The following is a 24,414-nucleotide window of genomic DNA, read 5'->3' on the forward strand; positions in this document are numbered from 1 at the left end:
TAGGCTCTGAGCCGGCATTTCTGCCCCCTACGCTCCGGCCCGAATTCACCTCTATTCGTCTCCACAGGTCACTTCATGCTTCCATTCGGGAGGCCCGCCTGTCACCTTTGCTTCCTCCTATCTTCCCCCTTACGTATCCCCCCCTAGATGTTTAGCATAGCGCAACTACAGAGCATGCTGGTTCCCGAATTACGGGACTACGCAGAAACCCTCGGCCTGAAATCCTACAAAAAGCTCAATAAGCAGGACCTCATCCTCACCCTGCTCGAACAGCAGGCCGTGAAGGGCACCACCAACGTCAGCGAACCTCCCGCCGCCTCCGACACCGACCGCGTGCCCAACCGCAAGGCCGAGGCCGCTGCCTCCGCCGCCCGCCGGGGAGAAGCCGCCACCGAAACTGCCGAGAAGGAGGACAAAGAAAGGTCCGGCCGCAGCCGGGGTCGGGGCCGCAGTCGCACCAACGACGGTGACTCGGACGATAGCAATAAGCATTCTAGCCGGGGCCGCAGCAATAACAAGGACAGCAACGGAAAGGACGATAGCAGCAGCAGCGACGACAAAAAGAAAAAGGAGGACGATAAATCCGACAAAGAGGACCGCTCCAACGGCCGTAGTCGGGGCCGCGGCCGCCGCAGCGTACGCGAAGAACGTTCCGATTCCGACGATAACTCCAATAGCCGCGGGCGGGGTCGTAGCAATAACAACGACAAATCCGACGACGACAACCAGGACTCCCGCAGCCGGGGTCGGGGTCGCAATAACACCTCGGACAGTAAGAGCGACGAGGAGAGCAGTAACAGCAATCAGCGCGGTGACCGCTACGGCAACCGCGGCCGCACCGAAGAGCGCGGCGATGACAACAACGGTCGGCGGAGCGAGCGCGGAAATAATAACGACCGGAGCAGCAACAATAGCCGCAATAACGACCGGAACAATAACGACCGCGACCGGAGCAACAACAACCGCAACGATAGCCGCCGCAGCCAGCCCGAGTACAAGCTCGACGGACTGATCAGTACCACCGGTATCCTGGAGATGATGCCCGACGGCTACGGCTTCCTGCGCTCGCCCGATTACAACTATACGACCAGCCCGGACGACGTCTACGTCAGCCAGCAGCAGGTCAAGTCGTTCGGACTGCGTACCGGCGATACCGTCAAGGGGCCCGTCAAGCCCCCCAAGGAGGGTGAGAAGTACTTTGCCCTGCTCGATGTTGAAAAGATCAACGGCTTCGATCCCAAGGACATCCGCGACCGGGTGCCCTTCGACTACCTGACCGCCCAGTTCCCGACCGAGAAGTTTACGCTGTCGGGCTCCACTACCGGTCGCGACTATGGCATGCGGCTCTTCGATCTCTTTGCCCCCCTCGGCAAGGGACAGCGGGGCCTCATCGTCTCTCAGCCTAAGTCGGGTAAGACCTTCCTACTTAAGGACGTGGCCAACGCCATCGCCCGCAACCACCCGGAGGTCTACCTCATCGTCCTGCTGGTCGACGAGCGCCCCGAGGAGGTCACCGACATGAAGCGCAGCGTAAAGGCCGAGGTCATCAGCTCCACCTTCGACGAGCCGGCCGAAAACCACGTCCGCGTGGCCAACGTCGTCCTCGAAAAATCAAAGCGCCTGGTCGAGTCCGGCCACGACGTCTGCATTCTGCTCGACTCGATCACCCGTCTGGCGCGTGCTTATAACACCGTCCAGCCCAGCTCCGGCAAGGTGCTCTCCGGTGGTGTCGAGGCCAATGCCCTGCAGAAGCCCAAGAAGTTCTTCGGTGCGGCGCGTAACATCGACGGCGGTGGCTCACTGACCATCCTGGCCACTGCCCTCATCGACACCGGCTCGCGGATGGACGAGGTCATCTTCGAGGAGTTCAAGGGTACGGGTAACATGGAACTGCAGCTCGACCGTCAACTGGCCAACAAGCGTATGTACCCCAGCATCGACTTTACCCGCTCCAGCACCCGCCGCGATGACTTACTGCTCGAGCGTGACGTGCTCCAGCGTATGTTCATCCTCCGCAATCACCTGGCCGACATGAAGCCCGAGGAGGCCTTCCAGTTCCTCATGCGCCACATGAAGAATACGACGAGCAACGAGGAGTTCTTAGCTACGATGAATAGCTGATAAGGGGTAAAGGGCTAAGGGAGTAAAGGGGTTAAGGGATGGGGATGCTCGCTATGCTCGTAGGCAGTCCACTACGTACGCGCCGGCTTCCCTTTAACGGCTACTCCTTTAATCCTTTACTCTTTGTAACATTTTACCCCTTGGCAACAAGCGTCACCTTCCTCACTCAGAACCCCGTTCAGGAGAACACCTACCTGGTGTACGATACGGAGACGCGGGAGACGATCGTCTTCGATCCCGGCTGCTACACGCCGGAGGAAGAGCGGGAGTTGGTAGCCACCATCGAGCGGCTAGACCTGAAACCGGTGCAGTTGATCAATACCCACTGCCACTTCGACCACGTATTCGGTAACGCCTTTGTCGTCGAGCGGTATGGTTTGGAACTGGGTATTCACCCTCTGGAGCAGCAGATCCTGGAGGCAGCACCGATGTTCGTGCAAACCTACGGGATGCCGCCGATGACGCCCTCGCCGGCTCCCGGTTACTTCATTCACGAAGGAGATACCGTGATGCTGGGCCAGAACACCTTCGCAGTGTTGTTCTGTCCGGGGCACTCGCCGGGGAGTCTTTGTTTTTATAATGCCGCGGAGAGCTACGTCATCGCCGGCGATGTGCTTTTCCGGCGCTCCATCGGCCGCACGGACCTACCGCTCGGCGATCACGATACGCTCATCGGTAGCATCCTGACTAAACTCATGCCACTGCCGGACGAGACGGTGGTGTATCCCGGTCACGGGCCGAGTACGACGATTGGGGAGGAGCGGCGGGAGAATCCGTTTTTGTAGCGCCGGGTTAGCTGCGCTGCTTCCTTCAGAGGTTAGCCGGCAAGCCGTTTAGCTTCTCTTTAATTCCCCTTTTCCCCCAAACTGAACTTTACTGGTAGGTTGAATTGTACCCTGACGAGTTCACCTCCCTGTATGCCCGGTCGCCAGCTTGGACCGTTATCGTTCATAGCGTTGACAATACGCTCCAATTCTTTACCAGTTCCAGCTCCTGGATCGCGTAGTATCTTAATGTTGGAGACTGTTCCGTCGCGTTCTATGACGAAAGTCACTACTGCCATTCCTTCCACGCCACGCTTCACCGCTTTAGCAGGATACCCTATGTTGGAATAGACAAATTCTAGCATAGCTCTATCTGAGCATGCTTTATGATCTTTATCCTCGGGGCAATCACTGATGAATGTTGGCATCCGCTCGATGGGGTCCGCCGTTTCTCCATCTGGGATAGTGGATTGCGCGTCGAGTGATAAGGATGTTACTGCTATTGCTAGAATGGTTATAAGTTTCAGCATCGTTATGTTTTCGCTGACTAGTTAACGAAGTACCTAATATGAATGTATATGGCTTACGGGTATTGAAGTACTACGGCTAGAGTCATAATTACGTAGCATCATCCAGCCCGTACACCTCATCCGTCAGGTCCAACGGCACCTCATCCGTCAGGTCCTGCACGAAGCGGCACCAGGCGCAGTCCGGCTTGCCGCAGCCATCGAACTGCTGCTCCTGGATGGCCTCCCAGGTATCCCGCAAGATTTTGCGCAGCGCGTCCCTATCCTGCTGATTGAGCTCCAGCCGCTCCTCCGGCTGCTCGCCGTTGGGATCGGTGAGCAGGTAGCTGATGCGTCCCTCCCGCACCCGGCGGATGGTACCGGGCCGGTTATCGTACAGCAATTTGTAGAAGGTCAACTGCCGCCAGTAGTCCCCGCCGTGGGGATTACGGTCGGTCGGGCGACGAAGCTTGTTGCCTCCACTGGTACTGGTCTTGTAGTCTATCACCCGTACGTAGGCGTCACTGATCACGTCAACGCGGTCGATGATGCCGGTCAGGGGGATGCCGTCTACCTCGGCGTTCCGGATGAGGTACTCGATCTCTACGTCGTGGACCCAGGAGGTGTGGTAGCGGTCGTAGTAGGTGCCGAGCTCGCGGCGGCCGCGCTCCAGGCGGTTGTGGTAGCCGCGGGTGGTGAGCTGTCCGCGGCGCTGGGCCAGGGCAATCTCGAAATTATAGATCAACTCTTCCTTACTCGGAAACACCTGTGCCGGGTCGCGCTTCATGCGCAGGAAGTAGTTCTGCAGCGCCTCGTGGAGGGCCGAGCCGTAGAGCGTCCGTTCCCGTTCCCGGTCGGGCACGCGTAGAAGCTTTTCGTAGTAGAAACGCAGCGGGCAGTCGAGGTAGGCGTAGAGGGCACTGACGCTGAGGCGGAAGTCTTCCAGCAATTCAGCGATAGCGGAGCGCTCCAGTACCGGGAAGCGGGTCTTGTCCTTGGGTTGCAGCTGTAGGAAGGCGAGCTCGGCTAGGGTACCGGCATCCAAGTTGGCCTCGCGTACCTCCACCCCACCCGCCTCGATGAGCTCGTCGACGAAGGCCACCTGCTGCTGCATCTTGTCCTTGGCGCTGAGCTCGGCACAGGATAGGATCACGCCGGAGCGGGCACGCGTCAGGGCTACGAAGAACAGTCGGCGGCGGGCCTCCTCCTCGTCTTCGGTACCGGCGTAGGTCAGCGTGTCGGGCAGCTTGAAGCGATTCTGAGAGCGCCCACCCCCGCCCGGACCCCAGGCCCGCTCGGAGCAGTCGAGCATCCACACCTTTTCAAATTCAAGCCCCTTGGCACTGTGGGCAGTGACCAGTAGCACGGCGTCTGCCTGATCGAGGTGGGAGCGCAGCGGTAGGGCGATGCGGTTACCGTCCATCTGCCCCAGCGTATCGAGTAGGTCGGTGAGGGTAAGGCGGGGGCGGCGGGCGATTTCGCGCAGTACAAAGTCGGTAAAGGTGGCTACGTGTTGTAGCAGCTCGGCGCGGTTAGGATCACGCAGCACGGAGGCCAGCAATCCGGAGCCGTTCAGTACCCACTCGATGTACTCCGGCAGGGGCAGACTACCGATGAGGCCGATGGCCTCCTCCAACCAATCGGCCACGCGGCGGAGGTCGGCGGGGGCCTCCAGCCCGTAGGGGTAGAGCGCGTCGGCCCGCAGGTACTCGCGCCAACTGGGCAGGCGACCCTCGCGGTCGAGGGTGTCGAGGCGGCCCAGGTTGAGCACGGAAAGATCGTGGGGCAAAAGCCCGAAGCAGCGAAAGTGCAGCACCCGAAACAGCAGGTGCTCGCCCGTCCCCGGTCGCTCCTGCTCTGATTGCAGGTACCGAAGCAGCTCGCGCAATTGTCTTACGGGGCGTCCGTCGAGCACGTTGGGGCGGCGCTTGCTGCGGTAGGGGATACCGGCCCGCTCCAGCAGGTGGCGCAGTAGGTCGGCCTGACTGTGCTTGGCGTAAATCACGGCCATCTCGGACCAGGGTATACCGTCATCATGCCACCGCTTCAGTTGGCCTACCAGGTAGCCGGTCTCCTGGCGGTGATCGGTAAAGGTCAGGTAGGTTGCACCCGCGTCCGCGGCCCCCTGGTTGCTATTGAGGCGCTTATCGATTTGGTGTTGGGGGAGACGATCGCCAATGCGCAGGGTGTTGCGGTCGATGAGGGCACCGGCACCATCGAGGATCGACTGCGTACTGCGGTAGTTCTCGTTGAGGGTCACGATGGTCAGATCGCGGGCGTAGCGGTGGTGGAAGTCGACCATGGCGTTAAGCCGGGCCCCCTGAAACTCGTAGATGGCCTGGTCGTCGTCGCCGACGATAAAGACGTTGGGGTTATCCCAGTAGTCGGTGAGGTGGCGGATGATGCGGTCCTGACTACCATTCGTATCCTGAAACTCGTCAATGAGCAGGTAGCGGTACCGCTCCTGGTAGCTGAGTAGCAGACTAGGGTGATCGTGAAAAGCGCGCAGCACCCAGCCAATCATGTCGCCGTAATCGTAGCGCCGCTGCTCGCGCAGGGCCTCCTGGTACTTGGGAAAGAGCGAGACTGCGCTGGCGAGCTTGTCCATCCGCAGCCGCTCCTCGGCGATCTTGCCGGTGTGGGGGTCGCCCTTCTGCTTGTCCTTGTACCTGCGCTGGTAGGTAAAGTCAGGGTGGGTCTCCAGGCCATCGACGTAGGTCTTAATGCGCTGCTGTAGCTCGTCCTCCGTCCAGTTCTCGGCCTTCATCTGGGCGAAGAGGTCCTGTAGGTGGTCTTCGTAGTGGTAGGTCTCGTGGTAGCCCAGGCGGAGGGCGTCGGTCTGCGGTAGCTGGTCCATGAGTCCGCGGATGATGCGGATGCGCTCCAACTCCGAGAGCGGCTCCAGCCCGGGCCGGCCGAAGTAGTGCAGGTTCTGCTGGATGACGTTGCTACAGAAGCTGTGGAAAGTGTAGATACCCACCCGGTGCGCTTCCGGGCCGATAAATTTGAGCAGTCGCTGCCGCATGGCCTTTACTCCGGCATCCGTGAAGGTGAGGCAGAGGATGTTGTGGGCCCCGGCGTCGGTCTGTAGCAGGATATTGCCGATGCGGGCGGCCAACAGGTGGGTCTTGCCGGTACCCGGACCGGCCAGGACCATGACGGGGCCCTCGATGGTGTCTACGGCGGTGCGCTGCCCTTTATTCAGGCGGGCGAGTTCGGCGCGGAAACCAGCGTTGTAATCGTGTAGTTTGCGGTGAGCCATCGGTCCTGTTGAAGACAACTTAGCACCACCGCTAGTTGACAAATAGGGCCGAGATGCTGGCGTTGTCGTGGGTGTTCCGAATGGCGGTGGCGAAAAGGTCGGCCGCACCCAGCACCTTGATTTTGGAGCTCTTCCGTTTTAGCGGGATGGTGTCGGATACGATGAGCTCCTGCAGCTGGCTATTCTCGATATTCTCATAGGCATTACCACTCAGCAGGGGGTGGGTAGCTATGGCGCGCACCGAGCGGGCTCCGTGTTCCATGATCAGGTCGGCGGCCCGGCAGAGGGTACCGGCGGTGTCGACCAGATCGTCGACCAAGATTACATCACCGCCCGCAACGTCGCCGATCAGCGTCATGCCGGCGATCTCGTTGGCGCGCTTGCGGTACTTGTCACAAATCGCCAATTCACGCTCGAAGTACTTGGCGTAGGCCCGCGCCCGCTTTACCCCACCCATATCCGGACTGGCAAAGATCACGTTGCCCATATCCTGCTCCCGGAAGTAGGGAATAAAAATAGCCTGGCTCTGTAGGTGGTCCACCGGTATATCAAAGAAGCCCTGGATCTGGTCGGCGTGAAAGTCGAGCGTCATGATACGGTCCACGCCGGCGGCCTCCAGCAAATTAGCAATGAGCTTAGCGCTGATGGGCACGCGGGGGCGGTCCTTGCGGTCCTGGCGCGCGTAACCGAAGTAGGGGATCACGGCGCAGACGTAACCGGCCGAGGCCCTACGCGCAGCATCTATAGTCAGCAACAGCTCCATCAGGTTGTCGCTGGGCTGGAAGGTGCTGCCGATGATGAACACATACTCGCCCCGCACACTCTCCTCGATGATGGGCTGCATCTCCCCGTCGCTAAAGTGCGCCACCCGGAACTGTCCCAGCGCGTGGCCGTACGCCTCGGCGATCTGCTCGGAGAGGTACATGCTCTTGGTCATGGACAGCAGGGTGACCTTGTCGTTCATGGGGGTGAGTCTGGGGGAATGGGACATGAAGATTTACTATTTCTAATTTACCAAGTACCATTTACCATTTGTGTGGATGCTCGCTGTCGCTTGTCGATGTACTACTCAGGTGAGGGCGAGTGAGTTGGTCCGCAAATGGTACATGGTACATTTTAAACGGTAAATGGCAAATTTATTTAAGCCGCTCGATGAGCCGACCGGCCACGCGCAGGAAATCCATCTCCGTGATGATCCCCACGAGTTCGTTGTCCTTCACCACGGGCAGGCAGCCCAGTTTGCAGCCGCGCATAGTGTGCATGGCTTCCTTGATGGTGGTTTGGGGACTGACGGTGGTGGGGGCCGAGATCATCAGGTCGCCGACGGTCTTGTAGTCGTTCATCTCGTTGTTGATGCGGCCGCGCTTGATGTAGTAGCGCAGCAGCTTGCGGGTAGTGATGAGGCCGCAGAGGTGGCCGTTCTCGTCCTCGACGGGGAGGTAGCGGAGCTTGCGCCAGTCCATCAGGTCGCCGACGAGCTCCAGCAGGTCGCTCTCGCGTACGGTGAACAGGTCGGTCTCCATGAACTCCTCCACGCGCAGGCCTACCGGACGGTACTGCTTGAGGTCCTCCTCGGAGGGAATAGACCACTTATGTACCGGGTCCTGCTCCATCTGACACTTGACCATCTCGGAGGTAAGAATGGTGACGGCCTCGTCGCGGTTGACCCGCTCGGTGAGCTGGGTGAACGACTTGAGCAGCCAGCGGGCCCCGTTCTGGTGCACCTCGGCCCGGCCCTGGATGACGCTGAGGTAGCGCTCGATGTCGGGCTTATCGATGCCCTGTAGTACGAGCCCGTTGTAGGCTAGCGGGATGAGCTCCTGCAGGACCAGCTCCCGGCAGGTGACCTTGCGGTTACCGAACCAGGTGAACTGGCTGTCAATGCCGAATTTGGCGGCCTTGGAGAAGTTGTCCTTGACGTCCGCAAAGCTGAGGTGCTCGCGGATGTCCTTAAACTCGTGGGCCATGCCGATCATCAATCCGAGCCAGAAGGCGGCGTTGGCCATCTGGTCCAGTACGGTGGGGCCGGAGGGCAGCACGCGGTTCTCGATGCGCAGGTGGGGCATGCCGTTGTCGCTGATGCCGTAGCAGGGGCGGTTCCAGCGGTAGACCGTTCCGTTGTGGACCTGGAGGGCACGCAGTTTCGGGACCTTCCGCTGACCGATCATCTCCAGACTGTCCTCGTCGATCTCACTGCCAAGCAGGACGCGAAAGCGGGCGATGTCCTCCTTGTAGATTTCCATGATCGACTTATCCAGCCACTGGGTGCCGAAGCTCACCCGCGGCTCGCTGGTGCGCATGTGCTCCTTACTGGTGCGTACGTCAAGCGATTGCTGAAACAGCGCGATGCGCGACTCGTGCCAGAGCCGCTTACCGAACACCAGGGGGCTGTTAGCTGCCATGGCCAGGATGGGGGCAGCTACGGCCTGGGCAATATTGTACATCGGCACGAAGGTCTTGGGCGTCACCTGTAGGTGCACCTGATAGCTGGTATTGCAGGCCTCCAGCAAGGGGCTGTCGTGGTGAATGTGCAGCTCGTCGATGCCGTGCAGATTGAGCTCGAAGCCGCGCTCGTTCTTCTGCTGTGCCTTGATGGCCTCGATCAGGGCCAGGTAGCGCGGCTTGGGCGTCAGGTTCTCCAGGCTGAGGTCGAACTTGCGCAGCGTGGGCAGGATGCCGGTCAGCACGATCTGGGCGTTACTGGCCTTGGCGGCCTCCTTGACGATGCCGAGCTGGTACATATTCTCCTGCTCCATCTTGCGCAGCGCATCGCCGGTGAATACCTGGGGCGTGAAGTTGCACTCTAGGTTGAAGCGGGCGATCTCGGTGGTGACCCAGGGGTACTCCTTCAGCCGCTTGAGCACGGCCATATTTTTAGGTGTAGGCTTCAGCGTCTTTTTATCGACCAGGCATAGCTCCTGCTCCGCCCCGATGCGGATCGTATCGGTCTCGAACCAGTCGTGCTTAAGCATGTACTCCAGCGCCTGCACGTCCTGCAGCAGGTGGTGCGTAAAGGCCGACCGGCTGTCGGTGGTGGGTACGTTTACTCTTTCCTCTCCCATGGTAGTATAGTGTACGCGAAAGGTACGCCCTAGCCCCGAACTTCGTTCTGGGCTAGGGCGGGGAGACCCCGCTGGGGTCGTGCGTGACGGCTTCCGAACGACCCCAGCGGGGTTGCCCCGCCCCGACCCTATCTTCGCCCGCCGAAACTAGCTATACATGGACTTCAAGGCCCTCACCGCCCACGCCAAGGAATACGGCTTCATCTACCAGAGCTCGGAGATATACGACGGCCTGGCCGCCGCCTACGACTACGGCCCCAACGGCGTACTGCTGAAGAACAATCTAAAGGAATACTGGTGGCGCAGCATGGTACAGCTGCACGACAACATCGTCGGCATCGACGCGGCCATCTTCATGCACCCCAAAACGTGGAAGGCCTCCGGACACGTAGACGCCTTCAACGACCCGCTGGTCGATAATAAGGATAGCCAGAAGCGCTTCCGCGCCGATGTGCTGATCGAGGAGCAGCTCGACAAGATCGAGGGCAAGATCAATAAGGAGATCGCCAAGGCGCAAAAGCGTTTCGGCGATGCCTTCGACGAGGCCCAGTTCCGCGCCACCAATCCTAACGTACAGCGCTACGTGAAGCAGTACGACGGGATCGCCGCCCGCCTGGCCACCGCCATGACCGACGGCAACATGGAGGAATTGTACCAGATGCTCGTGGACCTCGATATCAGCGAGCCCGACACTGGCAGCAAGAACTGGACCGAGGTGCGGCAGTTCAACCTCATGTTCTCCACCCAGCTCGGCAATATCGCCGGCGAGGAAGGTAAGCTCTACCTGCGGCCCGAGACCGCCCAGGGTATCTTCGTCAACTTCACCAACGTCCGCAACACCACCCGCCAAAAGCTTCCCTTCGGCATCGCCCAGATCGGCAAAGCCTTCCGCAACGAGATCGTAGCCCGCCAGTTCATTTTCCGCATGCGGGAGTTCGAGCAGATGGAGATGCAGTTCTTCATTGCCCCCGGTACCCAGCAGGAGTGGTACGAACGGTGGAAGGAGACCCGCCTGAAGTGGCACCTGGCCCTCCACCCCCAGGAAAAACTGCGCTTCCAGGACCACGATAACCTGGCGCACTACGCCGATGCGGCCGTGGACATCCAGTTCGAGTTTCCCTTCGGCTTCAAGGAGCTGGAGGGCATCCATAGCCGCACCGACTTCGATCTCACGGCCCACCAGGAGCTGAGCGGCAAGAAACTGCAGTACTTCGATCCGGAACGGGAGGAGAGCTACGTTCCCTACGTCGTGGAGACTTCCATTGGCGCCGACCGCCTCTTCCTCGCCACCCTCACCCACGCCCTCCGCGAGGAGCAGGTACCCGGCCAGGACGATCTGAATAATACCCGCACCATACTAGCGCTGCATCCTGCGATCGCGCCCATTAAGGCCGCCATCATGCCCCTCAAGCGCAACAACGCCGAGCTGGTCAGCCTCGCCAAACACATCTTCGACGACCTGCGCTTTCATTTCGAGGTACAGTACGACGATACCGGTTCCATTGGCAAGCTCTACCGCCGCCAGGACGCCGTAGGCACCCCCTTCTGCATCACGGTCGACTTCGATAGCCTGGAGGATAATACCGTGACGGTACGCGACCGGGATACGCTGGAGCAGGTGCGGGTGAAGGTGGAAGACTTGGTGGGGATGATTGGGCCTCGGGTGGATATGGGTGCGCTACTTCGCTCCGCTCAGTAGGGGGTTTAACCACAGAGTTACACAAAGTGGGGCACAGAGTTACACGGAGTACTTTGTGAAACTCTGTGCTTTCCTTTGTGCTACTCTGTGGTTTACTTACAAAGTACCAGCAGCCTCCCGGAACACCGCTGCCAGTACCACCTGCCCCACGGCCCGCAGCGTCCGCTTATCAATCACGTCCATATTATCATCACCCGTGTGCCAGTGGGCGGGGAAGCGGTGGTCGCCGTCCTCCTGCAGATTGATGATGTCGATGGTGGGGATGCCGGCGATGGTATTAATAAAAAAATGATCATCTATAACCGTACCACCGCGCGCGTTGACATAGTAATTACCGTAGCCCATCTGCTCGCCCAGCTGCCAGACCTTGCGCACCACGTCCTTGGCGTACTTCTCAGAATAACCCTCCACCAAGAAGGTGGCATCGCGGGCACCGACCATATCTAGTAGGATGCCGAAGCGAGGTTTGGGGGTGGGTGCGTTCTTGGCGTAGTACTGCGCACCCAGGGCGTAGCTGTTGGTGTTACTAGGTTTGCCGTAGTCCTCGGCGTCGAGCAGTACGATGTCCACGCCGATGTCGGGGGTGTGGAGGCCGAGCTGGCGGGCTACTTCCAGGAGCACGCCTACCCCGCTGGCCCCATCGTCCGCGCCGTTGACGATGGCGTTCGGGTCATCCTCCAGATCGCTATCGGCGAAGGGGCGGGTGTCCCAGTGGGCGGCCAGTAGGATGCGGTCCGGCAGCTCGGGGGCGTAGCGACCAATGATATTGGTGGAGCTCAGGTTGGTCCCGTCAAAGGCCCGGGCCTCAAAGTCCTGCTTGATCACCTCGGCACCGAAGGCTTCTAGTTTTTCCACCAGCCACTGCTTCGTCTGCCGGTGGGCATCGGTGTTCACCACGCGGGGGCCGAAGTTGACCTGCTGCTCGACGTAGGCGTAGGCGCTGTCGCGGTCGAACTTGGGGACGGGCTTGGCGTCACGGGGGGATGCGGGCGGGGCCGCGGGTGCGGGGTCCTCAGAAAGAGGAGCCGAGTCGTTGCGGCACGCGGCTGTAATGAGTACAAACAGGAAAACTAGTAGTCGGTACAAAGCAAAAAATTTCGTACAGGCGTCCGACGCTTTAAAGCGTCGGACGCCTAGAGTTACTTAGCCACCAGCTCAGCATCCGAGAGCAGGTACATCAGTTGGTTGATATTGCTATCGTTCAGGGTGAGGGTACCACGTAGGGTAATGCGGCTGGTGCTGTATTTGACCGGCTCGGTGGCCGTCACCTCCATCACGGTCTCCGGACCCGCGCCCCCGCAGAAGAAGCACATGTTATAGGGGTAGGCGCTGAAGACGAACTCGTTATGGCTCTTATAGCCCTCGACGGGCACGATGTAGCCGCTGATCTCAATAGTCTTTCCCTCCATGGCCCGGATATCTTCCCCGAAGACCGGCACATCCACCTTGAAGCCGAGTAGCTCGTCGTATTTCTTTTCGTAGGTCACCTTAGCTAAGTCCTGCCAGGTAGAGGCGGCGGCGGACTGGGCAAAAAGGCCCGCAGTGAGTAAAAGCAGACCGGTGAAGAGGAGGTAGCGCATAGCAGCGAGGTTGAGGAGACTAGGCAAAAATAACGCCACCGAAGCCGGAAAGGCTGTGAACGAGTCGTTAAAGGGACAGCAACTACGGTCGGCTACCAGCCCCCACCGGCCCCGCCACCACCAAAACCTCCCCCGCCAAAGCCACCAAATCCACCGCCGCCGCCAAAGCCGCCGCCCCCACTAAAACCACCTCCGCCACCACCACCGAAGCCGCCGGGTAGGATGAACCAGCCACCACCCCGCCGCCGCCGCCGTGGATTGCGCTCGTCGTAGCGGCCGTCGCGCCAGTAGCCCCCATCGTCATCATCATCATCGTCGTGCCGATTACCGAAGCGGTTGAGCAGCATAAAGATGAGGAAGATGAATAGGAAAATGAAGATGGGCGGGATGCCTGGAGTGGCCGCCGGTTCCGTATCGTCAGCGGTGTACTCCCCCCGACCGGCGTCCATGATGGCCTGCACGGCCCCGGCAATGCCGGCGTAGTAGTTACCCTGCCGGAAGGCCGGCGTCATGATGTTGCGGATGATGCGGCCGGCGCGGGCATCGTTAAGGAACCCCTCGGCCCCGTAGCCGGTCTGGATGAATATCTTGCGGTCGTCTTTGGCGACGTAGACTAGCACCCCGTTGTCCTTCTGCTCCGATCCGCCGATGCCCCACTCCACGGCAATGGCCAGGCTGCGGTCGAAGGCATCCTGCCCCTGGAGGGAGGTCTCGGTGACTACGGCGATTTGGGTGGAGGTTTCCTTAGCGTAGGCGTTGAGCGCCTGGGTGAGCTGATTCCGCTCGGCCTGTGTCATCAGTCCGGCGTAGTCATTGACCAACTGATTGCTCTTCGGAGGCACGGCGGGCTGGGCGGCCAGCAGCAGGGTCACCACGCACAGTACCATAACGGCCAGCCAGCGCTGGGGACGAAAAAGCAGGGGATGTGAGGGATAGGTCAAGCTTATTTATTGTAGCTGATCGCGTCGGGCAGCTCGTTGACGTCGTCGGTCTGGTAGGGGAAGTACTGCTTGAGCTTGGTACCGATCTGTTCAATCGCCTTCTCAATCCCGGTAGCAAACTCCCCCTGCTTAAAGTGCTGCTGCATTAAATCGCGCTCCGTAGCCCAGAAGTCCTCCGGTACCACCTTATTGATGCCCTCATCTCCGACGATGGCAAACTCGCGGCGGTCGACGGCCAGCAGGATGAGCACACCATTGCGGTCCTGCGTCTTTTCCATACCGAGCTCACGAAATACGCGGGTGGCAACCTCCAGGGCGGGTCTACGAGCACCGACTTCGACGTGCACCCGTACCTCCCCGGAGGTCGCTAGCTCCGCGGCCTGAATGGCGGCAACGATGGTCGCCTCCTCCTCTCTGTTGAAGAAGCGGACCACTAGAATTCGACCGTCGGGGCGTTCTGCGCACCGGCCTCGGCCTGGAACTGCGGCTTCTGGTCAAAGCCAAATACGCCGGCGAAAAGCGCACCGGGGAAGCGGCGTACCTTGATGTTGTAGTCCGTAGCGGCCTCGTTGAAGCGGCTGCGGGCGGTGGCAATGCGGTTTTCAGTGCCGGCCAGCTCGTCCTGGAGGGCCTGAAACTGCTGATTAGACTGTAGCTGGGGGTAAGCCTCCGCGGTAGCGAGTAGGCGACCGAGTCCCTGACTGACCTGCGCCTGGGCGGCCTGGAACTGCGCCAGGTTCTCCTCGGTGAGGTCATCCGCATCGATGTTGATCGAAGTAGCGCGGGCACGGGCCTCGGTGACTTCCGTTAGCGTACCCCGCTCGAACTCGGCGGCGCCCTTTACGGTATTGACCAGGTTGGGGATCAGGTCAGCGCGGCGCTGGTACTGCGTTTCTACGTCGGACCATACTTTTTCTACATTCTCCTCGGCGTTGACGAAGCCGTTGTAACTGGAGCAGCCCGCGATGAGCAGGATGGCCAGAATACCTACGACTACGGCTAGGGTGGAAAAGGATCTCATGGATTGCTGTTTTGTTGAAAGTCCGCCAGTATAACATCTGCCGTGGCGGGAATGGTGATGTGTTGGTCGAGCCGTAGCCTAAGTTGGTCGTTATCCAGGCCGGCTGCCTCTAGGTAACCCGCCAGTCTTCGTAGCAGTTCGCGTCGGAGCTGCTCGTGTAACCAGAGGATGCGCTGCTCACCCCGCCGCGCCAGAAGGTGAGCGTGCTGCTGCTCGCGGTAGTGTTGCATACGATCGACCACCTCTCCCACTCCGGTGCCGGTGAGCGCGCTAGCGGTGGCTACCTCTACGGTCCAGCCATCCGGGCGCGCCGGAGCCAAGTGTAGACTGCGGCGTAGCTCGGCGGCGGCCAGGCGCGCCTCTTTAGGAAAATGATCGGCTTTATTGACCACTAAGTGATCGGCCAGCTCCAGAATGCCCCGTTTGATGCCCTGCAGCTCATCGCCGCTGGCGGGCTGGGCCAGCAACAGGAAGGCATCCGTCATGCTGTGTACCTGCCACTCCGACTGCCCTACTCCTACCGTTTCTACAATGATGTAATCGTACCCCGCCGCCTCACACAGCAGCACCGCCGCCCGGCTGGCCGGCCCCACTCCCCCGAGCTCCCCGGCGTTGGGGCTGGGACGGATGTATACCTCCGGCAGGCGGGTGAGTAGTTCCATACGGGTTTTATCCCCCAGAATACTACCTCCACTTAGACTGCTTGTGGGGTCGATTGCCAGTACGGCCAGCCGGTGACCTCGCCGCACCAGCTCCTGCCCGTAGGCCTCGATGAAGGTGGACTTGCCTACCCCGGGGGTGCCGCTGATGCCAAGGCGGAAGGTGGGCCGGCGCGGCGTGTGCTGCTCGGCTAGGGCGATAAGCTCCGCGGCGGGGGCCAGGTCTTCCGGGCGGCTGCTCTCTACCAGGGTGATGGCACGGCCTAGGGCGCGGCGGTGGTGAGGCGTGGTGAGGGCGGCGAAAAGATTGGCGGGGGCCATGGCGGGGGGTTAAAGAATACCTAAAGCGGGTTATGAAGCCGCAAAATGAAGGCTCCCGATGGTTTCTTAGCGTACCGGCCACCCCGCCATACCGATCGCTTCATTTCCCGAATCGGTAATGCGCGAGTCTGCCCCGGGCGGCGTGGGTGTCCGGCTTTACGCTTAGGCTGGTAAGTCAAAGAGCCTGCGAAAATCGTCGAGCTGTTTCGGGTTGCCCACCACGATGAAACTGCCCTCGGGAGCCAGCACGGTGTCCGGACCGGGATTAACCTGGTACTTGCCCCCCTGTAGGCGGTGCCCAATAATGTTCACGCCGGTGGTAGAGCGCAGGTTAAGGTCTAGAATGGGCTTGCCGCGGTACTTCGCAGGCAGCTGGTCGTAAGTCAGCTCCTCAAAGCCAATGTCGGCCGAGAGCTCATTGGTGATAAAGCTAAAGAACTCCACGGCCCCCGGCTTTGAGATCAGGGTAGCCATGTAAAAGCCGCCAATTTGCTCGGGCATAATCACGTGGCTGGCCCCGGCCTTGATCATCTTCTGGCGCCCGCGTAGCTCCTTGGCCCGGCTCACGATGCGTAGTGTCGGATTGAGATCTTTGGAAGAAAGCACGATGAAGAGGTTATCGCTATCGTCGTTGAGCGCCGTGATCAGGGAGCTGGCCCGCTCGATCCCCGCCGCGAAGAGGGCATCGTCGTGGGTAGCATCGTCAATAACGTAGAGGCTATCCTCATCTTCCTCGATCAAATCGGAAAGCTTCTCCTTGTTGAGTTCGACGATCACGTAGGGGTGGTCGTGCAGCCGCAGGTGGCTCACGATCTCCCGTCCGTACTTGCCGTAGCCACAAACGATGGTGTGCCCCTTCATTTTCTCGATCTTCGACTGGATCCGGTTGTACTGCATAGTCTCGAAGAGTTTGCCGTCAATAACGTAATACGAAAAGGCCGCCAGCACGTAGGCTACGATACCGATATTAAATACCACCAGCGCCGACACGAACAGCCGTCCCGCATCGGAAAGCGGCTGCACCTCCCCAAAGCCCACCGTCGAGATCGTAATCACCGACATATAGAAGGCATCGATCAACGTATACCCCTCGATGAGCATCAGGCCCACCGTTCCCACGCCCATCGTGACGACCAGCAGCAGCAGCGCCAGGCGCAGATCCAATGCATTGGTAGTAAAGCGAAAACGAATCATTTAGTAGTAGGGTAGTTCGGGAGTAGGGTAGTCTGGGCGAGGCAGGCCGAAAGCTACCGCTTAAATTCTCCGCACCTTATGCAGACCCAGCTTTGCTGGGGTAGACCGCGTTGCGGCTAGACCCTTCGGGTTAGACTCGTCTCGCAGGCATGACGTGCGGCAGCTCTACCCGCAACGCGGTCTATACCCGAACGCGCCAGCGAGGGTTCTACCCGACCAAAGGCCGGTCTACCTCACCTGCCCCTCCCCCCGCACCAGCCACTTATAGCTCGTCAGCGCCGCCAGCCCCATAGGCCCCCGTGCGTGTAGCTTCTGGGTGCTGATGCCAATCTCCGCCCCGAGCTCGAACTGCCCCCCGTCGGTAAAGGCCGTACTGGCATTGACGTACACCACGGCCGCGTCAATTTCGCGTAGGTAACGGGCCTGGTTGATCTCGTTGTCGCTCACGATACTCTCGCTGTGGCGGCTGCCGTAGCGACTCACGTGGGCAATGGCCGCGTCGATATCGTCGACTACCTTAATAGCAAGAGCCATGCGTAAAAACTCCGTGCCGAAGGACTCTGCCGTAGCGCGGTGTAACAGCTCGGCCGGGTACTGCCCGTCGAGTTGAGCGTAGGCGAGCTTGTCAGCGTAAACCTCACAGTGGTAGGTGGTGGCTAGATCGGCTAGCAGCTCGTGCAGGTCGGCCAGGTGAGAGCGGTGCAGCAGCAGGCAGTCCAGGGCGTTGCAGACACTCACGCGGCGGGCCTTGGCATTGGTGACGATGGCGCGCGCCCAGTCCAGATTAGCCTGCTCGTCCACGTAGGTATGGCAGATGCCGGCGCCGGTCTCGATCACGGGCACGGTGGCGTGCTTACGCACGTAGTCGATGAGGCCCTGGCTGCCGCGGGGGATGATCACGTCGACCAGCCCGTCGGCGGTCAGGATGGGTAGCAGCGCCTCGCGCTCGGCCGGGGCCAGGTAGCAGGCGGCGGGCAGACCAGTATCCTGTAGGGCCCGGTCGATCAGTTCCTTGATGGCCCGGTTGCTGTCGGCGGCATCGCGGCTTCCCTTCAGCACGGTAGCATTGCCGGCCTTCAGGTTCAGGGCGAAGACGTCGAAGGTTACGTTCGGCCGCGATTCGAAGACGATGCCGACTACGCCGATGGGTACGCTCACGCGGCTGAGGGCCAGTCCGTTGGCTAGCTCCCGGTCTTCCAGCGTCACGCAGAGCGGGGAGGGCAGGTCGGCCACGCGGCGCAGGTCGGCGGCGATGGCTAGGAGGCGGTCAGCGTTGAGTAGGAGGCGGTCGTACTTCGGGTTGGTGGGTTCCATGCGGGCCAGGTCGAGGGCGTTGGCGCGCAGTAGAGCGGGGATATTTTCCTCGGTGAGCTCGGCCAGGCGGCGCAGGCAGGCGTTTAGCTTCTCGGTGGGCAGCCGGTTGAGCAGGTGGGCGGCGGCGCGCAGGTGCAGAAGTGTATCGGGAAGGGCGGCGGGTGCGGCAACTGTCATGGCGGCGGGGCGTTGTAGGGGAGCTGATACGGTCTGGCAAAATACTATTCTCATAGCAGTTTGCCCTTTCAGCGCCCCGATAACTATCGGGGGAGGCTTCATTTTTCTTGCGTCCCGATAGCTATCGGGAGTGGCAGCATTGTACTTATGCTATGACCCTTGAACATATTGGTATTGCCGTGGCCGATCTAGACCAGAGTGAAAAATTGCTGGAGCGCTTGCTCGGACGTGGGAGCTACAAACGGGAGACGGTGGCTGCTCAGCACGTTACTACAAGTTTCTTTACGGCCGGTGGTGATGGGGCCAAGCTGGAATTGGTGGCTGCGGAGGGTCAGACCGGGCCGATCCAGAAGTACCTGGACAAGCGCGGCCCCGGCATCCACCACCTGGCCTTCGAGGTGGAGAATATCGTAGCGGAGATGCAACGACTACGGAAGGACGGCTTCGAGCTACTCCAAGAAACACCTACGGAGGGTGCGGACAATAAGTTGGTCTGTTTTCTACACCCTAAGTCGACCAACGGTGTGCTCATTGAGATTTGCCAAAGCCGCCGCGCATGATCAGTGAAAAACGTCTACTGTTCATCCTGGCCACGGTACAGTTTTGCCACATTATCGACTTTATGATCATCATGCCGCTGGGCAAGACGATCATGACCGAGTTCGCGATTACGCCGGGGCAGTTCGCCTGGGTGGTGTCGGCCTACGCCCTGGCGGCCTTCTCAGGCAATCTGGTGAGCACGGTGGTGATCGACCGCTTCGACCGGCGTACGGCCCTACTCTTTCTATTTACCGGCTTCACACTGGGTACCCTGGCCTGTGCCTTTGCACCGAGCTACGGGATACTGCTCCTGCTACGCTTCGTGACGGGGCTCTTCGGGGGTACCCTCGGGGCATTAGTGCTAGCGATCGTGGGCGACGTGATCCCCTTGGAGCGGCGCGCCTCGGCGATGGGTTGGGTGATGACGGCCTTTTCGGCGGCCTCCGTCGTGGGGGTACCGGCCGGCATCTGGATCGCGGCGGAGTACGGCTGGCACGCGCCCTTCCTGGTTACGGCGGCTATCGCGGCGGCCTTCGTGACGCTGGCTTTCTTTACCGTGCCGTCGATGCGCGGCCACTTGGTGGAACAGACCATCGTGCCCAGCGGCGACATGGACGATGTAGGTCGTGACCCGGAGGCTCAGCTCCTGCAGCCTACCTCGGCCCTGACGCGGGTGGTTGGTCCCTTCCGGGCCATCTTCGCCGATAGCAATCAGCGGGCCGCCCTGCTCTTCACTATGACGCTGATGCTGGGCCACTTCACGATCATTCCCTTCATCGCGCCCTACATGCAGATCAACATTGGCTTCGCCGATAAGCAGGTGAGCCTAGTGTACCTCATCGGAGGACTGCTGACGGTGGTGCTCCTGCCCCTGTTCGGCAAGTTGGCGGATCGCTACGGGCGGCTGCGGGTGTTCACGATGGCCTCGGTGCTAGCACTCTTCAGCATCTTCGCCCTGACTAATCTGAATACGGAGTCCATCCCACTGGCCCTACTCGTCACCAGCTGTTTCTTCGTCGTCGCCAGCGGTCGCAACGTACCGGCCACCACGATGATCACCAGCGTCGTACGGCCCGAGAACCGGGGGGGCTTCATGAGCATCCGGCAGTCGGTCAATGAGGCAGCTTTATTCTTTAGCACCGTCATCGCCGGCTTCATCATCACCGAGGGACCGGACGGGAAGCTGGAGCACTACGAGGTGCTGGGCTACTTTACTATTGTGATGAGCGTGGTGGCGATCTTTACGGCTCGGCGGATTAAGGCGGTGGCCTAAAGGATTTACCATTTACAATGTACCAAGTACCATTGCAAATTTGCGTGCCAGCTCGCTTCGCTCGTGCTACCGCTGTGACACTCGACGAGCGAAGCGAGCATCCCCGCACATGGTACACGGTAAATGGTACTTTGTAAAGTGTAAATGCCTATGAAGCGCATCGCCCTCTTCGCCTCCGGCACCGGCAGCAACGCCCGCGTTATGATCGACCGCTTTCGCGAACATCCGGAGGACGGAGTAGAGGTGGTCTTATTAGTCAGCAATAAGTCAACCGCGGGAGCCCTTATGGTGGCGGCGGAGCGTGGGCTGCCCACCCTGGTAGTTAAACGAGCCGACTGGGCGGAGGGAAAGGAGCTCCTCCAAGCGCTCGACACCTTGCGGGTTAACCTGATCGTACTGGCCGGCTTTCTCTGGCTGATCCCGGCCTACCTGGTGCAGGCCTACCCGAATAAAATCATCAATATTCACCCGGCGCTACTTCCGAAGTACGGTGGTAAGGGCATGTATGGAAGACACGTGCATGAAGCGGTCAAAGCGGCCGGGGAAGTGGAGAGTGGTATCACCATCCATTACGTCGATGAGCACTACGATGAGGGCAGCATTATCTATCAGGCGGCCGTACGGTTAGATCCAGAGGACACTACCGAGCAGATTGCCGAGCGGGTGCTGCGACTGGAGCATGGAAATTATTGGCGAGTGGTGCGGGGGTTGTAGTACCGTGTCAGCAGGGGAAGGGGCCCCTGGTGTAAGCCCTCTGGTGGCGTTCCTCGCTTAAATATCATCGTATATATCCTTCTGATGACCTACCCGTACTACAAGAACAACTAATACGTCGTGTTCTAAGTAGTCAGACAAATTTATACTAACATTTGATCTATACTGAAGTTGATGTCGAACAGCCCTTCCCCGTAACCGTCCAATATAGCCTCGATCCGCTGGTGCAGTTCAGCCTCACTGTTGAAGTCCTGTGGTCGTAGCCACTCGTGCTTCATCTTGCGCCACAGGGTTTCGATGATGTTGAGATGAGGACAGTAGGGGGGCAGAAAAAACAGCTCCAGCCCCCGCGTTTTCCACTCCCCGATCTTTGCGCTTACGGCCGCCGAGGTGTGCCAGGGGGCATTGTCGATGACCACTACGGTGGGTTGCTGGAGCGTAGCGGCAAAGTCCTCCATCCATTCGATCACCTGAGCGCTATCGACGCGACCCCGGGTGGTGTAGCTGGTCAGGTCGCCCCGGTAGTTGAGTAGGCCGAATACATTGATCTTACCGGCTTTACTGCTGCTGATGCCATGCTGCTCGCCCACCCGGATCCAGCCGTAGGGGACATTGGGCTCCAGGCAAAACGCACTTTCATCAGCAAAACGTAAGTCGATCTGCTGTAACACGGCCAGGGCAAACAAAGCCTTGAGCGCGTCCCTAGCCTGCGCAATTACTTCGGCCGCCGCCGGCGGCCGCTTGGCCGTACTACGGCGGAAGCGTTTCCACCGCCAGCCGTTTTTTTTAGGATGCGCTGCAGCGTCTTTTTGGACATGGGTTTACCCGTAAGGGTCTCAATCTCAGCCAGGGCCTGATCAATCTTCTGGGGATAGCGCTCGACCAACTCCTCGATCTTATCGACCAGGGGCTGGTTATCGTGGCGCACGATGGGGGGCCTACCCTGTCCCTTGACCGTGTGTAGCGCTGCAATACCGCCCGCCTCGTAGCGGTTAAGCCAGTGGGCTACCGTCTGGCGGCTTACCCCCTCCAGGGCGGCAATCTCGGTGGCGTTGTAGCCCTGACCGCTGAGCAGAATCATGTTGCAGCGGGAGCGGAAGGGGTGGCGTTTACCGGTTTTCCAACCCTGCAGTAAGGCAGCGTGCTCTTCCGCGCTTAGGGTGATGTGGCGTACATTCATGCCGCAAAGTAAGAAAGTTAAACTAAATCTGTCTGACTACTTACTGTGTAAACAATTCGATAGTCGCTCACTCGGATTCGATAGAGATCGGTGGCTCCGACTAGTCTCTTACAACCAGTAGGTAACGGGTCGCCGCTCAAATTTTCAATTGCTTGCAGTAATTGAGTCAAGTAGGGTTTGCTAATACGGGCGCAGATCCTTAGTCGCTCGTCTAGCTAATCGTATCTCATACTCCTTCATCCAGCACACCTTCATTAGTCAACTCGCGACGGAAATCTTCTAAGGAGATAGTGTCATCCTCCGTAAGTCGTTGCCGGGCAATAATAACATCGAAAAAGTCCTGGAGTAGGTCGCCGTGCTGTGATAAGTCAATGACTACAGCCTTCTTGTTACCCTGGCTATCGGTCAAGAAATCCACTCCGTCTGCCGGTTGTATAGCTATTTGTTTTTCCATTTTACATTAAGTTGGCTTAGTTAAGACAAGGCAGCCTAACGGACAGTTGCACCCCGCGCCCGCCACCCCAGTCCAAACTCCAGCAGCAACAACACCACCCCGGGTGCTAAAAACCAGTAGAAGTAACTATCGTAGCTCGAAAACGACTGCGTCTCAAACTCCTGCTTCTCGATCCGGTCCACCTGCGCGCGTAGGGCCTGAGCCAGGTTTTCGCTATCCCCGCTAAGCGTAAAGTAGGCCCCGCCACCACTGCTGGCGATATCCTCTAGCGTAGCCTGATCCGCACTGGTCGTGGCCGGCCCGCCACCGGGTTCGCGGATGAAGTCGCTCCTACCGTTGTTGAGCTGGACGGGCATGAGGCTCGCACCGGACTTACCCACCCCCACCGTATAGACCAGCAGCCCCGCATCATGAGCCCGCGCCGCCGCAGCTGCCGCCGACCCATCGTGGTCTTCACCGTCGGAGACGATGATTAGCGCCCGGTGGTTAGCGCTTTTCTCGTCGAAGGCCGCCTCGGCCACGTCGATGGCCTCGGCCAGGTTCGTACCCTGCGCACTGATCTGGTAGGGGGCCGCCGTGCTCACCACGCTCTTGACGAAGCTATAGTCCGTGGTTAGCGGGGCCGACATCACCGCCGTGCAGGTGAAAAGCTCCACCCCGATGTTATTGCCGGCCAGTTCATCAATGAGCGTCGTGGTGAAAAAGCGCGCCCGGTCCATCCGGCTCGGCTTCACGTCCTCGGCCAGCATCGAGTTGCTGATGTCGAGGGCTACGATGAGGTCGATGCCCCGCCGCTGCATCTCCTCCCGTTGGGCCGACCACTGGGGGTTAGCAAGGGCCAGGATTAATAACGGCATACTCGCCAGTAGTAGGCCGAACTTCGTCCACGGTAGCCGCCGGTTCACCCCCGGAGCCAGGTAATCGAGCAGCTCGCGGTCGGCAAAACGGTCCAGGGCGGCCCGGCGCCGGCGCCAGTACCATAGGAACAGGCCAGCCATGAGCGGCACGAGCAGGAGGAGCCAGAGGTATTCGGGGTGTTCTATGCGGAACATAGTTAGCAAGATACAAGGTCGAGTTAGCGCAATTTAATATCTTTAATGATCTTCATGATCCCCGGCGTCATCTCCTTCGGCATCTCGAAGGTATCCTTCCGGTAATCCGACCACGCCCGCTCCTCCTTCAGTTGCGCCTTCACCTCCTTGGCTAGCGGCTTGAGCACATGCTCCAGGTCGGGAAATTGCTTACGCAGTCCCGCGATCACCCGCTCGCTCTCGTCCATGCTGTTGCTCGGGAACAGATCGACCTGGGCCGCAATCTCGATGCGCCGCCGCTGCTTGGTATAAAACCACTCCTGGATTTCCTCCGCATCGATCAGCCCCCGGGCGTCGGTCGACCAGATCAGCACGTTGTACAGCTCGGCCACCTTGATGGCCTCTACGCCCTCGCTCAGGCGGAACAGCAGCTCGGTTACCCCCTCCTCCGGCAGGTAGTCCAGCAGATCGGACAGGGCGGTGAACATCAGATCGGCAAAGGCCACCTGTTGGGAGCCCGGCCGGCCCTCGATGTACATCAGACTATAGACGAGTTCCAGTTGCTCGCGGGCGGCGGGTAGGGATGAAAGCATAAGGCGAT

23 protein-coding genes and 1 pseudogene are annotated in these 24,414 nt (G+C 59.8%); 6 read left to right on the forward strand and 18 right to left on the reverse strand.

Annotation, left to right across the window (positions count from 1 at the left end; translation table 11 throughout):
• Positions 1–147 precede the first annotated feature (147 nt).
• Both rho and ACOOHD_RS13885 read left to right on the forward strand, forming a co-directional pair.
• Positions 148–2,121: a transcription termination factor Rho gene (gene rho, locus ACOOHD_RS13880; RefSeq protein WP_420458480.1), complete on the forward strand. Its 1,974-nt coding sequence runs from the start codon at positions 148–150 to the stop codon at positions 2,119–2,121.
• 140 nt (positions 2,122–2,261) lie between these two features.
• Positions 2,262–2,906, forward strand: coding sequence for an MBL fold metallo-hydrolase (locus ACOOHD_RS13885; protein ID WP_420458481.1), 645 nt, complete (start codon positions 2,262–2,264; stop codon positions 2,904–2,906).
• 59 nt (positions 2,907–2,965) lie between these two features.
• Here the strand turns inward: ACOOHD_RS13885 and ACOOHD_RS13890 are convergent, their stop codons facing one another.
• The 4 genes from ACOOHD_RS13890 to ACOOHD_RS13905 all read right to left on the reverse strand — a co-directional run bounded on the left by ACOOHD_RS13890 (position 2,966) and on the right by ACOOHD_RS13905 (position 9,715).
• On the reverse strand, positions 2,966–3,415 hold the full coding sequence (locus ACOOHD_RS13890; RefSeq protein WP_420458482.1) for an energy transducer TonB: 450 nt from the start codon (positions 3,413–3,415) through the stop codon (positions 2,966–2,968).
• Between the two features lie 88 nt (positions 3,416–3,503).
• Complete coding sequence (locus tag ACOOHD_RS13895) at positions 3,504–6,653, reverse strand: ATP-dependent DNA helicase (protein ID WP_420458483.1); 3,150 nt, start codon at positions 6,651–6,653, stop codon at positions 3,504–3,506.
• A 31-nt stretch (positions 6,654–6,684) separates the two neighbouring features.
• On the reverse strand, positions 6,685–7,644 hold the full coding sequence (locus tag ACOOHD_RS13900) for a ribose-phosphate pyrophosphokinase (protein WP_420458484.1): 960 nt from the start codon (positions 7,642–7,644) through the stop codon (positions 6,685–6,687).
• A gap of 145 nt (positions 7,645–7,789) precedes the next feature.
• Entirely contained in the window at positions 7,790–9,715 is a 1,926-nt protein-coding gene (locus ACOOHD_RS13905; protein ID WP_420458485.1) for a CBS domain-containing protein, read from the reverse strand.
• A gap of 157 nt (positions 9,716–9,872) precedes the next feature.
• On the opposite strand from ACOOHD_RS13905, the gene ACOOHD_RS13910 reads away from it, so the two are divergent.
• Entirely contained in the window at positions 9,873–11,414 is a 1,542-nt protein-coding gene (locus ACOOHD_RS13910) for a glycine--tRNA ligase (protein WP_420458486.1), read from the forward strand.
• A 96-nt stretch (positions 11,415–11,510) separates the two neighbouring features.
• Here the strand turns inward: ACOOHD_RS13910 and ACOOHD_RS13915 are convergent, their stop codons facing one another.
• From ACOOHD_RS13915 to ACOOHD_RS13950, 8 genes are all read right to left on the reverse strand, one after another.
• Entirely contained in the window at positions 11,511–12,500 is a 990-nt protein-coding gene (locus ACOOHD_RS13915; protein WP_420458487.1) for a M28 family peptidase, read from the reverse strand.
• Positions 12,501–12,553: 53 nt separating this feature from the next.
• Positions 12,554–12,994 carry a hypothetical protein gene (locus tag ACOOHD_RS13920; protein WP_420458488.1) on the reverse strand — a complete coding sequence of 147 codons (441 nt, stop codon included), beginning with the start codon at positions 12,992–12,994 and terminating at the stop codon, positions 12,554–12,556.
• A gap of 92 nt (positions 12,995–13,086) precedes the next feature.
• Positions 13,087–13,935 carry a TPM domain-containing protein gene (locus tag ACOOHD_RS13925; protein WP_420458489.1) on the reverse strand — a complete coding sequence of 283 codons (849 nt, stop codon included), beginning with the start codon at positions 13,933–13,935 and terminating at the stop codon, positions 13,087–13,089.
• A 2-nt stretch (positions 13,936–13,937) separates the two neighbouring features.
• The gene (locus ACOOHD_RS13930; RefSeq protein WP_420458490.1) at positions 13,938–14,369 is read right to left on the reverse strand and encodes a TPM domain-containing protein; all 432 of its coding nucleotides are present in this window, start codon (positions 14,367–14,369) and stop codon (positions 13,938–13,940) included.
• The gene (locus ACOOHD_RS13935; protein ID WP_420458491.1) at positions 14,369–14,956 is read right to left on the reverse strand and encodes a LemA family protein; all 588 of its coding nucleotides are present in this window, start codon (positions 14,954–14,956) and stop codon (positions 14,369–14,371) included. Before ACOOHD_RS13935 ends, ACOOHD_RS13930 begins: the two co-directional genes overlap by 1 nt.
• Positions 14,953–15,936: a methylmalonyl Co-A mutase-associated GTPase MeaB gene (gene meaB / locus ACOOHD_RS13940; protein ID WP_420458492.1), complete on the reverse strand. Its 984-nt coding sequence runs from the start codon at positions 15,934–15,936 to the stop codon at positions 14,953–14,955. Before meaB ends, ACOOHD_RS13935 begins: the two co-directional genes overlap by 4 nt.
• Positions 15,937–16,098: 162 nt before the next feature.
• On the reverse strand, positions 16,099–17,130 hold the full coding sequence (locus ACOOHD_RS13945; protein WP_420458493.1) for a potassium channel family protein: 1,032 nt from the start codon (positions 17,128–17,130) through the stop codon (positions 16,099–16,101).
• Between the two features lie 228 nt (positions 17,131–17,358).
• On the reverse strand, positions 17,359–18,621 hold the full coding sequence (locus tag ACOOHD_RS13950) for a glutamate-5-semialdehyde dehydrogenase (protein ID WP_420458494.1): 1,263 nt from the start codon (positions 18,619–18,621) through the stop codon (positions 17,359–17,361).
• A gap of 152 nt (positions 18,622–18,773) precedes the next feature.
• Here ACOOHD_RS13950 and mce point away from each other — a divergent pair, with 152 nt between their 5' ends.
• The 3 genes from mce (at position 18,774) to purN (ending at position 21,148) form a co-directional block, all read left to right on the forward strand.
• Positions 18,774–19,181, forward strand: coding sequence for a methylmalonyl-CoA epimerase (gene mce / locus ACOOHD_RS13955; protein ID WP_420458495.1), 408 nt, complete (start codon positions 18,774–18,776; stop codon positions 19,179–19,181).
• A complete protein-coding gene (locus ACOOHD_RS13960) occupies positions 19,178–20,434 on the forward strand; it encodes an MFS transporter (protein WP_420458496.1) in 1,257 nt (418 codons plus the stop codon). Before mce ends, ACOOHD_RS13960 begins: the two co-directional genes overlap by 4 nt.
• A gap of 150 nt (positions 20,435–20,584) precedes the next feature.
• Positions 20,585–21,148: a phosphoribosylglycinamide formyltransferase gene (gene purN, locus ACOOHD_RS13965; RefSeq protein ID WP_420458497.1), complete on the forward strand. Its 564-nt coding sequence runs from the start codon at positions 20,585–20,587 to the stop codon at positions 21,146–21,148.
• A 143-nt stretch (positions 21,149–21,291) separates the two neighbouring features.
• Here the strand turns inward: purN and ACOOHD_RS13970 are convergent.
• The 6 genes and pseudogenes from ACOOHD_RS13970 to ACOOHD_RS13995 form a co-directional block, all read right to left on the reverse strand.
• Positions 21,292–21,876 (reverse strand): annotated as a pseudogene (locus tag ACOOHD_RS13970) (IS630 family transposase); the annotation flags it as partial.
• Positions 21,864–22,328, reverse strand: coding sequence for a helix-turn-helix domain-containing protein (locus tag ACOOHD_RS13975; protein WP_420458498.1), 465 nt, complete (start codon positions 22,326–22,328; stop codon positions 21,864–21,866). The gene ACOOHD_RS13975 and the pseudogene ACOOHD_RS13970, both read right to left, overlap by 13 nt.
• Positions 22,329–22,345: 17 nt before the next feature.
• Positions 22,346–22,525, reverse strand: coding sequence for a type II toxin-antitoxin system RelE family toxin (locus ACOOHD_RS13980; RefSeq protein WP_420461433.1), 180 nt, complete (start codon positions 22,523–22,525; stop codon positions 22,346–22,348).
• Between the two features lie 29 nt (positions 22,526–22,554).
• Positions 22,555–22,782 carry a hypothetical protein gene (locus tag ACOOHD_RS13985; protein ID WP_420458499.1) on the reverse strand — a complete coding sequence of 76 codons (228 nt, stop codon included), beginning with the start codon at positions 22,780–22,782 and terminating at the stop codon, positions 22,555–22,557.
• A gap of 35 nt (positions 22,783–22,817) precedes the next feature.
• A complete protein-coding gene (locus ACOOHD_RS13990) occupies positions 22,818–23,834 on the reverse strand; it encodes a VWA domain-containing protein (RefSeq protein ID WP_420458500.1) in 1,017 nt (338 codons plus the stop codon).
• 23 nt (positions 23,835–23,857) lie between these two features.
• Positions 23,858–24,406 (reverse strand): hypothetical protein, encoded by a 549-nt coding sequence (locus tag ACOOHD_RS13995; RefSeq protein WP_420458501.1) that lies wholly within the window; start codon positions 24,404–24,406, stop codon positions 23,858–23,860.
• Between the last annotated feature and the right edge of the window lie 8 nt (positions 24,407–24,414).

Source organism: Neolewinella sp., from assembly GCF_965214665.1.
In the GTDB taxonomy this organism is placed as follows: Bacteria; Bacteroidota; Bacteroidia; order Chitinophagales; family Saprospiraceae; genus Neolewinella.

Coding starts and splice junctions, on each gene's coding strand:
- ACOOHD_RS13890 (WP_420458482.1), bottom strand. CDS start 3,415: ATGCTGAAACTTATAACCATTCTAGCAATAGCAGTAACATCCTTATCA.
- ACOOHD_RS13905 (WP_420458485.1), bottom strand. CDS start 9,715: ATGGGAGAGGAAAGAGTAAACGTACCCACCACCGACAGCCGGTCGGCC.
- ACOOHD_RS13990 (WP_420458500.1), bottom strand. CDS start 23,834: ATGTTCCGCATAGAACACCCCGAATACCTCTGGCTCCTCCTGCTCGTG.
- ACOOHD_RS13900 (WP_420458484.1), bottom strand. CDS start 7,644: ATGTCCCATTCCCCCAGACTCACCCCCATGAACGACAAGGTCACCCTG.
- meaB (WP_420458492.1), bottom strand. CDS start 15,936: ATGGCCCCCGCCAATCTTTTCGCCGCCCTCACCACGCCTCACCACCGC.
- mce (WP_420458495.1), top strand. CDS start 18,774: ATGACCCTTGAACATATTGGTATTGCCGTGGCCGATCTAGACCAGAGT.
- ACOOHD_RS13910 (WP_420458486.1), top strand. CDS start 9,873: ATGGACTTCAAGGCCCTCACCGCCCACGCCAAGGAATACGGCTTCATC.
- rho (WP_420458480.1), top strand. CDS start 148: ATGTTTAGCATAGCGCAACTACAGAGCATGCTGGTTCCCGAATTACGG.
- ACOOHD_RS13960 (WP_420458496.1), top strand. CDS start 19,178: ATGATCAGTGAAAAACGTCTACTGTTCATCCTGGCCACGGTACAGTTT.
- ACOOHD_RS13920 (WP_420458488.1), bottom strand. CDS start 12,994: ATGCGCTACCTCCTCTTCACCGGTCTGCTTTTACTCACTGCGGGCCTT.
- ACOOHD_RS13995 (WP_420458501.1), bottom strand. CDS start 24,406: ATGCTTTCATCCCTACCCGCCGCCCGCGAGCAACTGGAACTCGTCTAT.
- ACOOHD_RS13985 (WP_420458499.1), bottom strand. CDS start 22,782: ATGGAAAAACAAATAGCTATACAACCGGCAGACGGAGTGGATTTCTTG.
- purN (WP_420458497.1), top strand. CDS start 20,585: ATGAAGCGCATCGCCCTCTTCGCCTCCGGCACCGGCAGCAACGCCCGC.
- ACOOHD_RS13935 (WP_420458491.1), bottom strand. CDS start 14,956: ATGAGATCCTTTTCCACCCTAGCCGTAGTCGTAGGTATTCTGGCCATC.
- ACOOHD_RS13895 (WP_420458483.1), bottom strand. CDS start 6,653: ATGGCTCACCGCAAACTACACGATTACAACGCTGGTTTCCGCGCCGAA.
- ACOOHD_RS13945 (WP_420458493.1), bottom strand. CDS start 17,130: ATGATTCGTTTTCGCTTTACTACCAATGCATTGGATCTGCGCCTGGCG.
- ACOOHD_RS13950 (WP_420458494.1), bottom strand. CDS start 18,621: ATGACAGTTGCCGCACCCGCCGCCCTTCCCGATACACTTCTGCACCTG.
- ACOOHD_RS13975 (WP_420458498.1), bottom strand. CDS start 22,328: ATGAATGTACGCCACATCACCCTAAGCGCGGAAGAGCACGCTGCCTTA.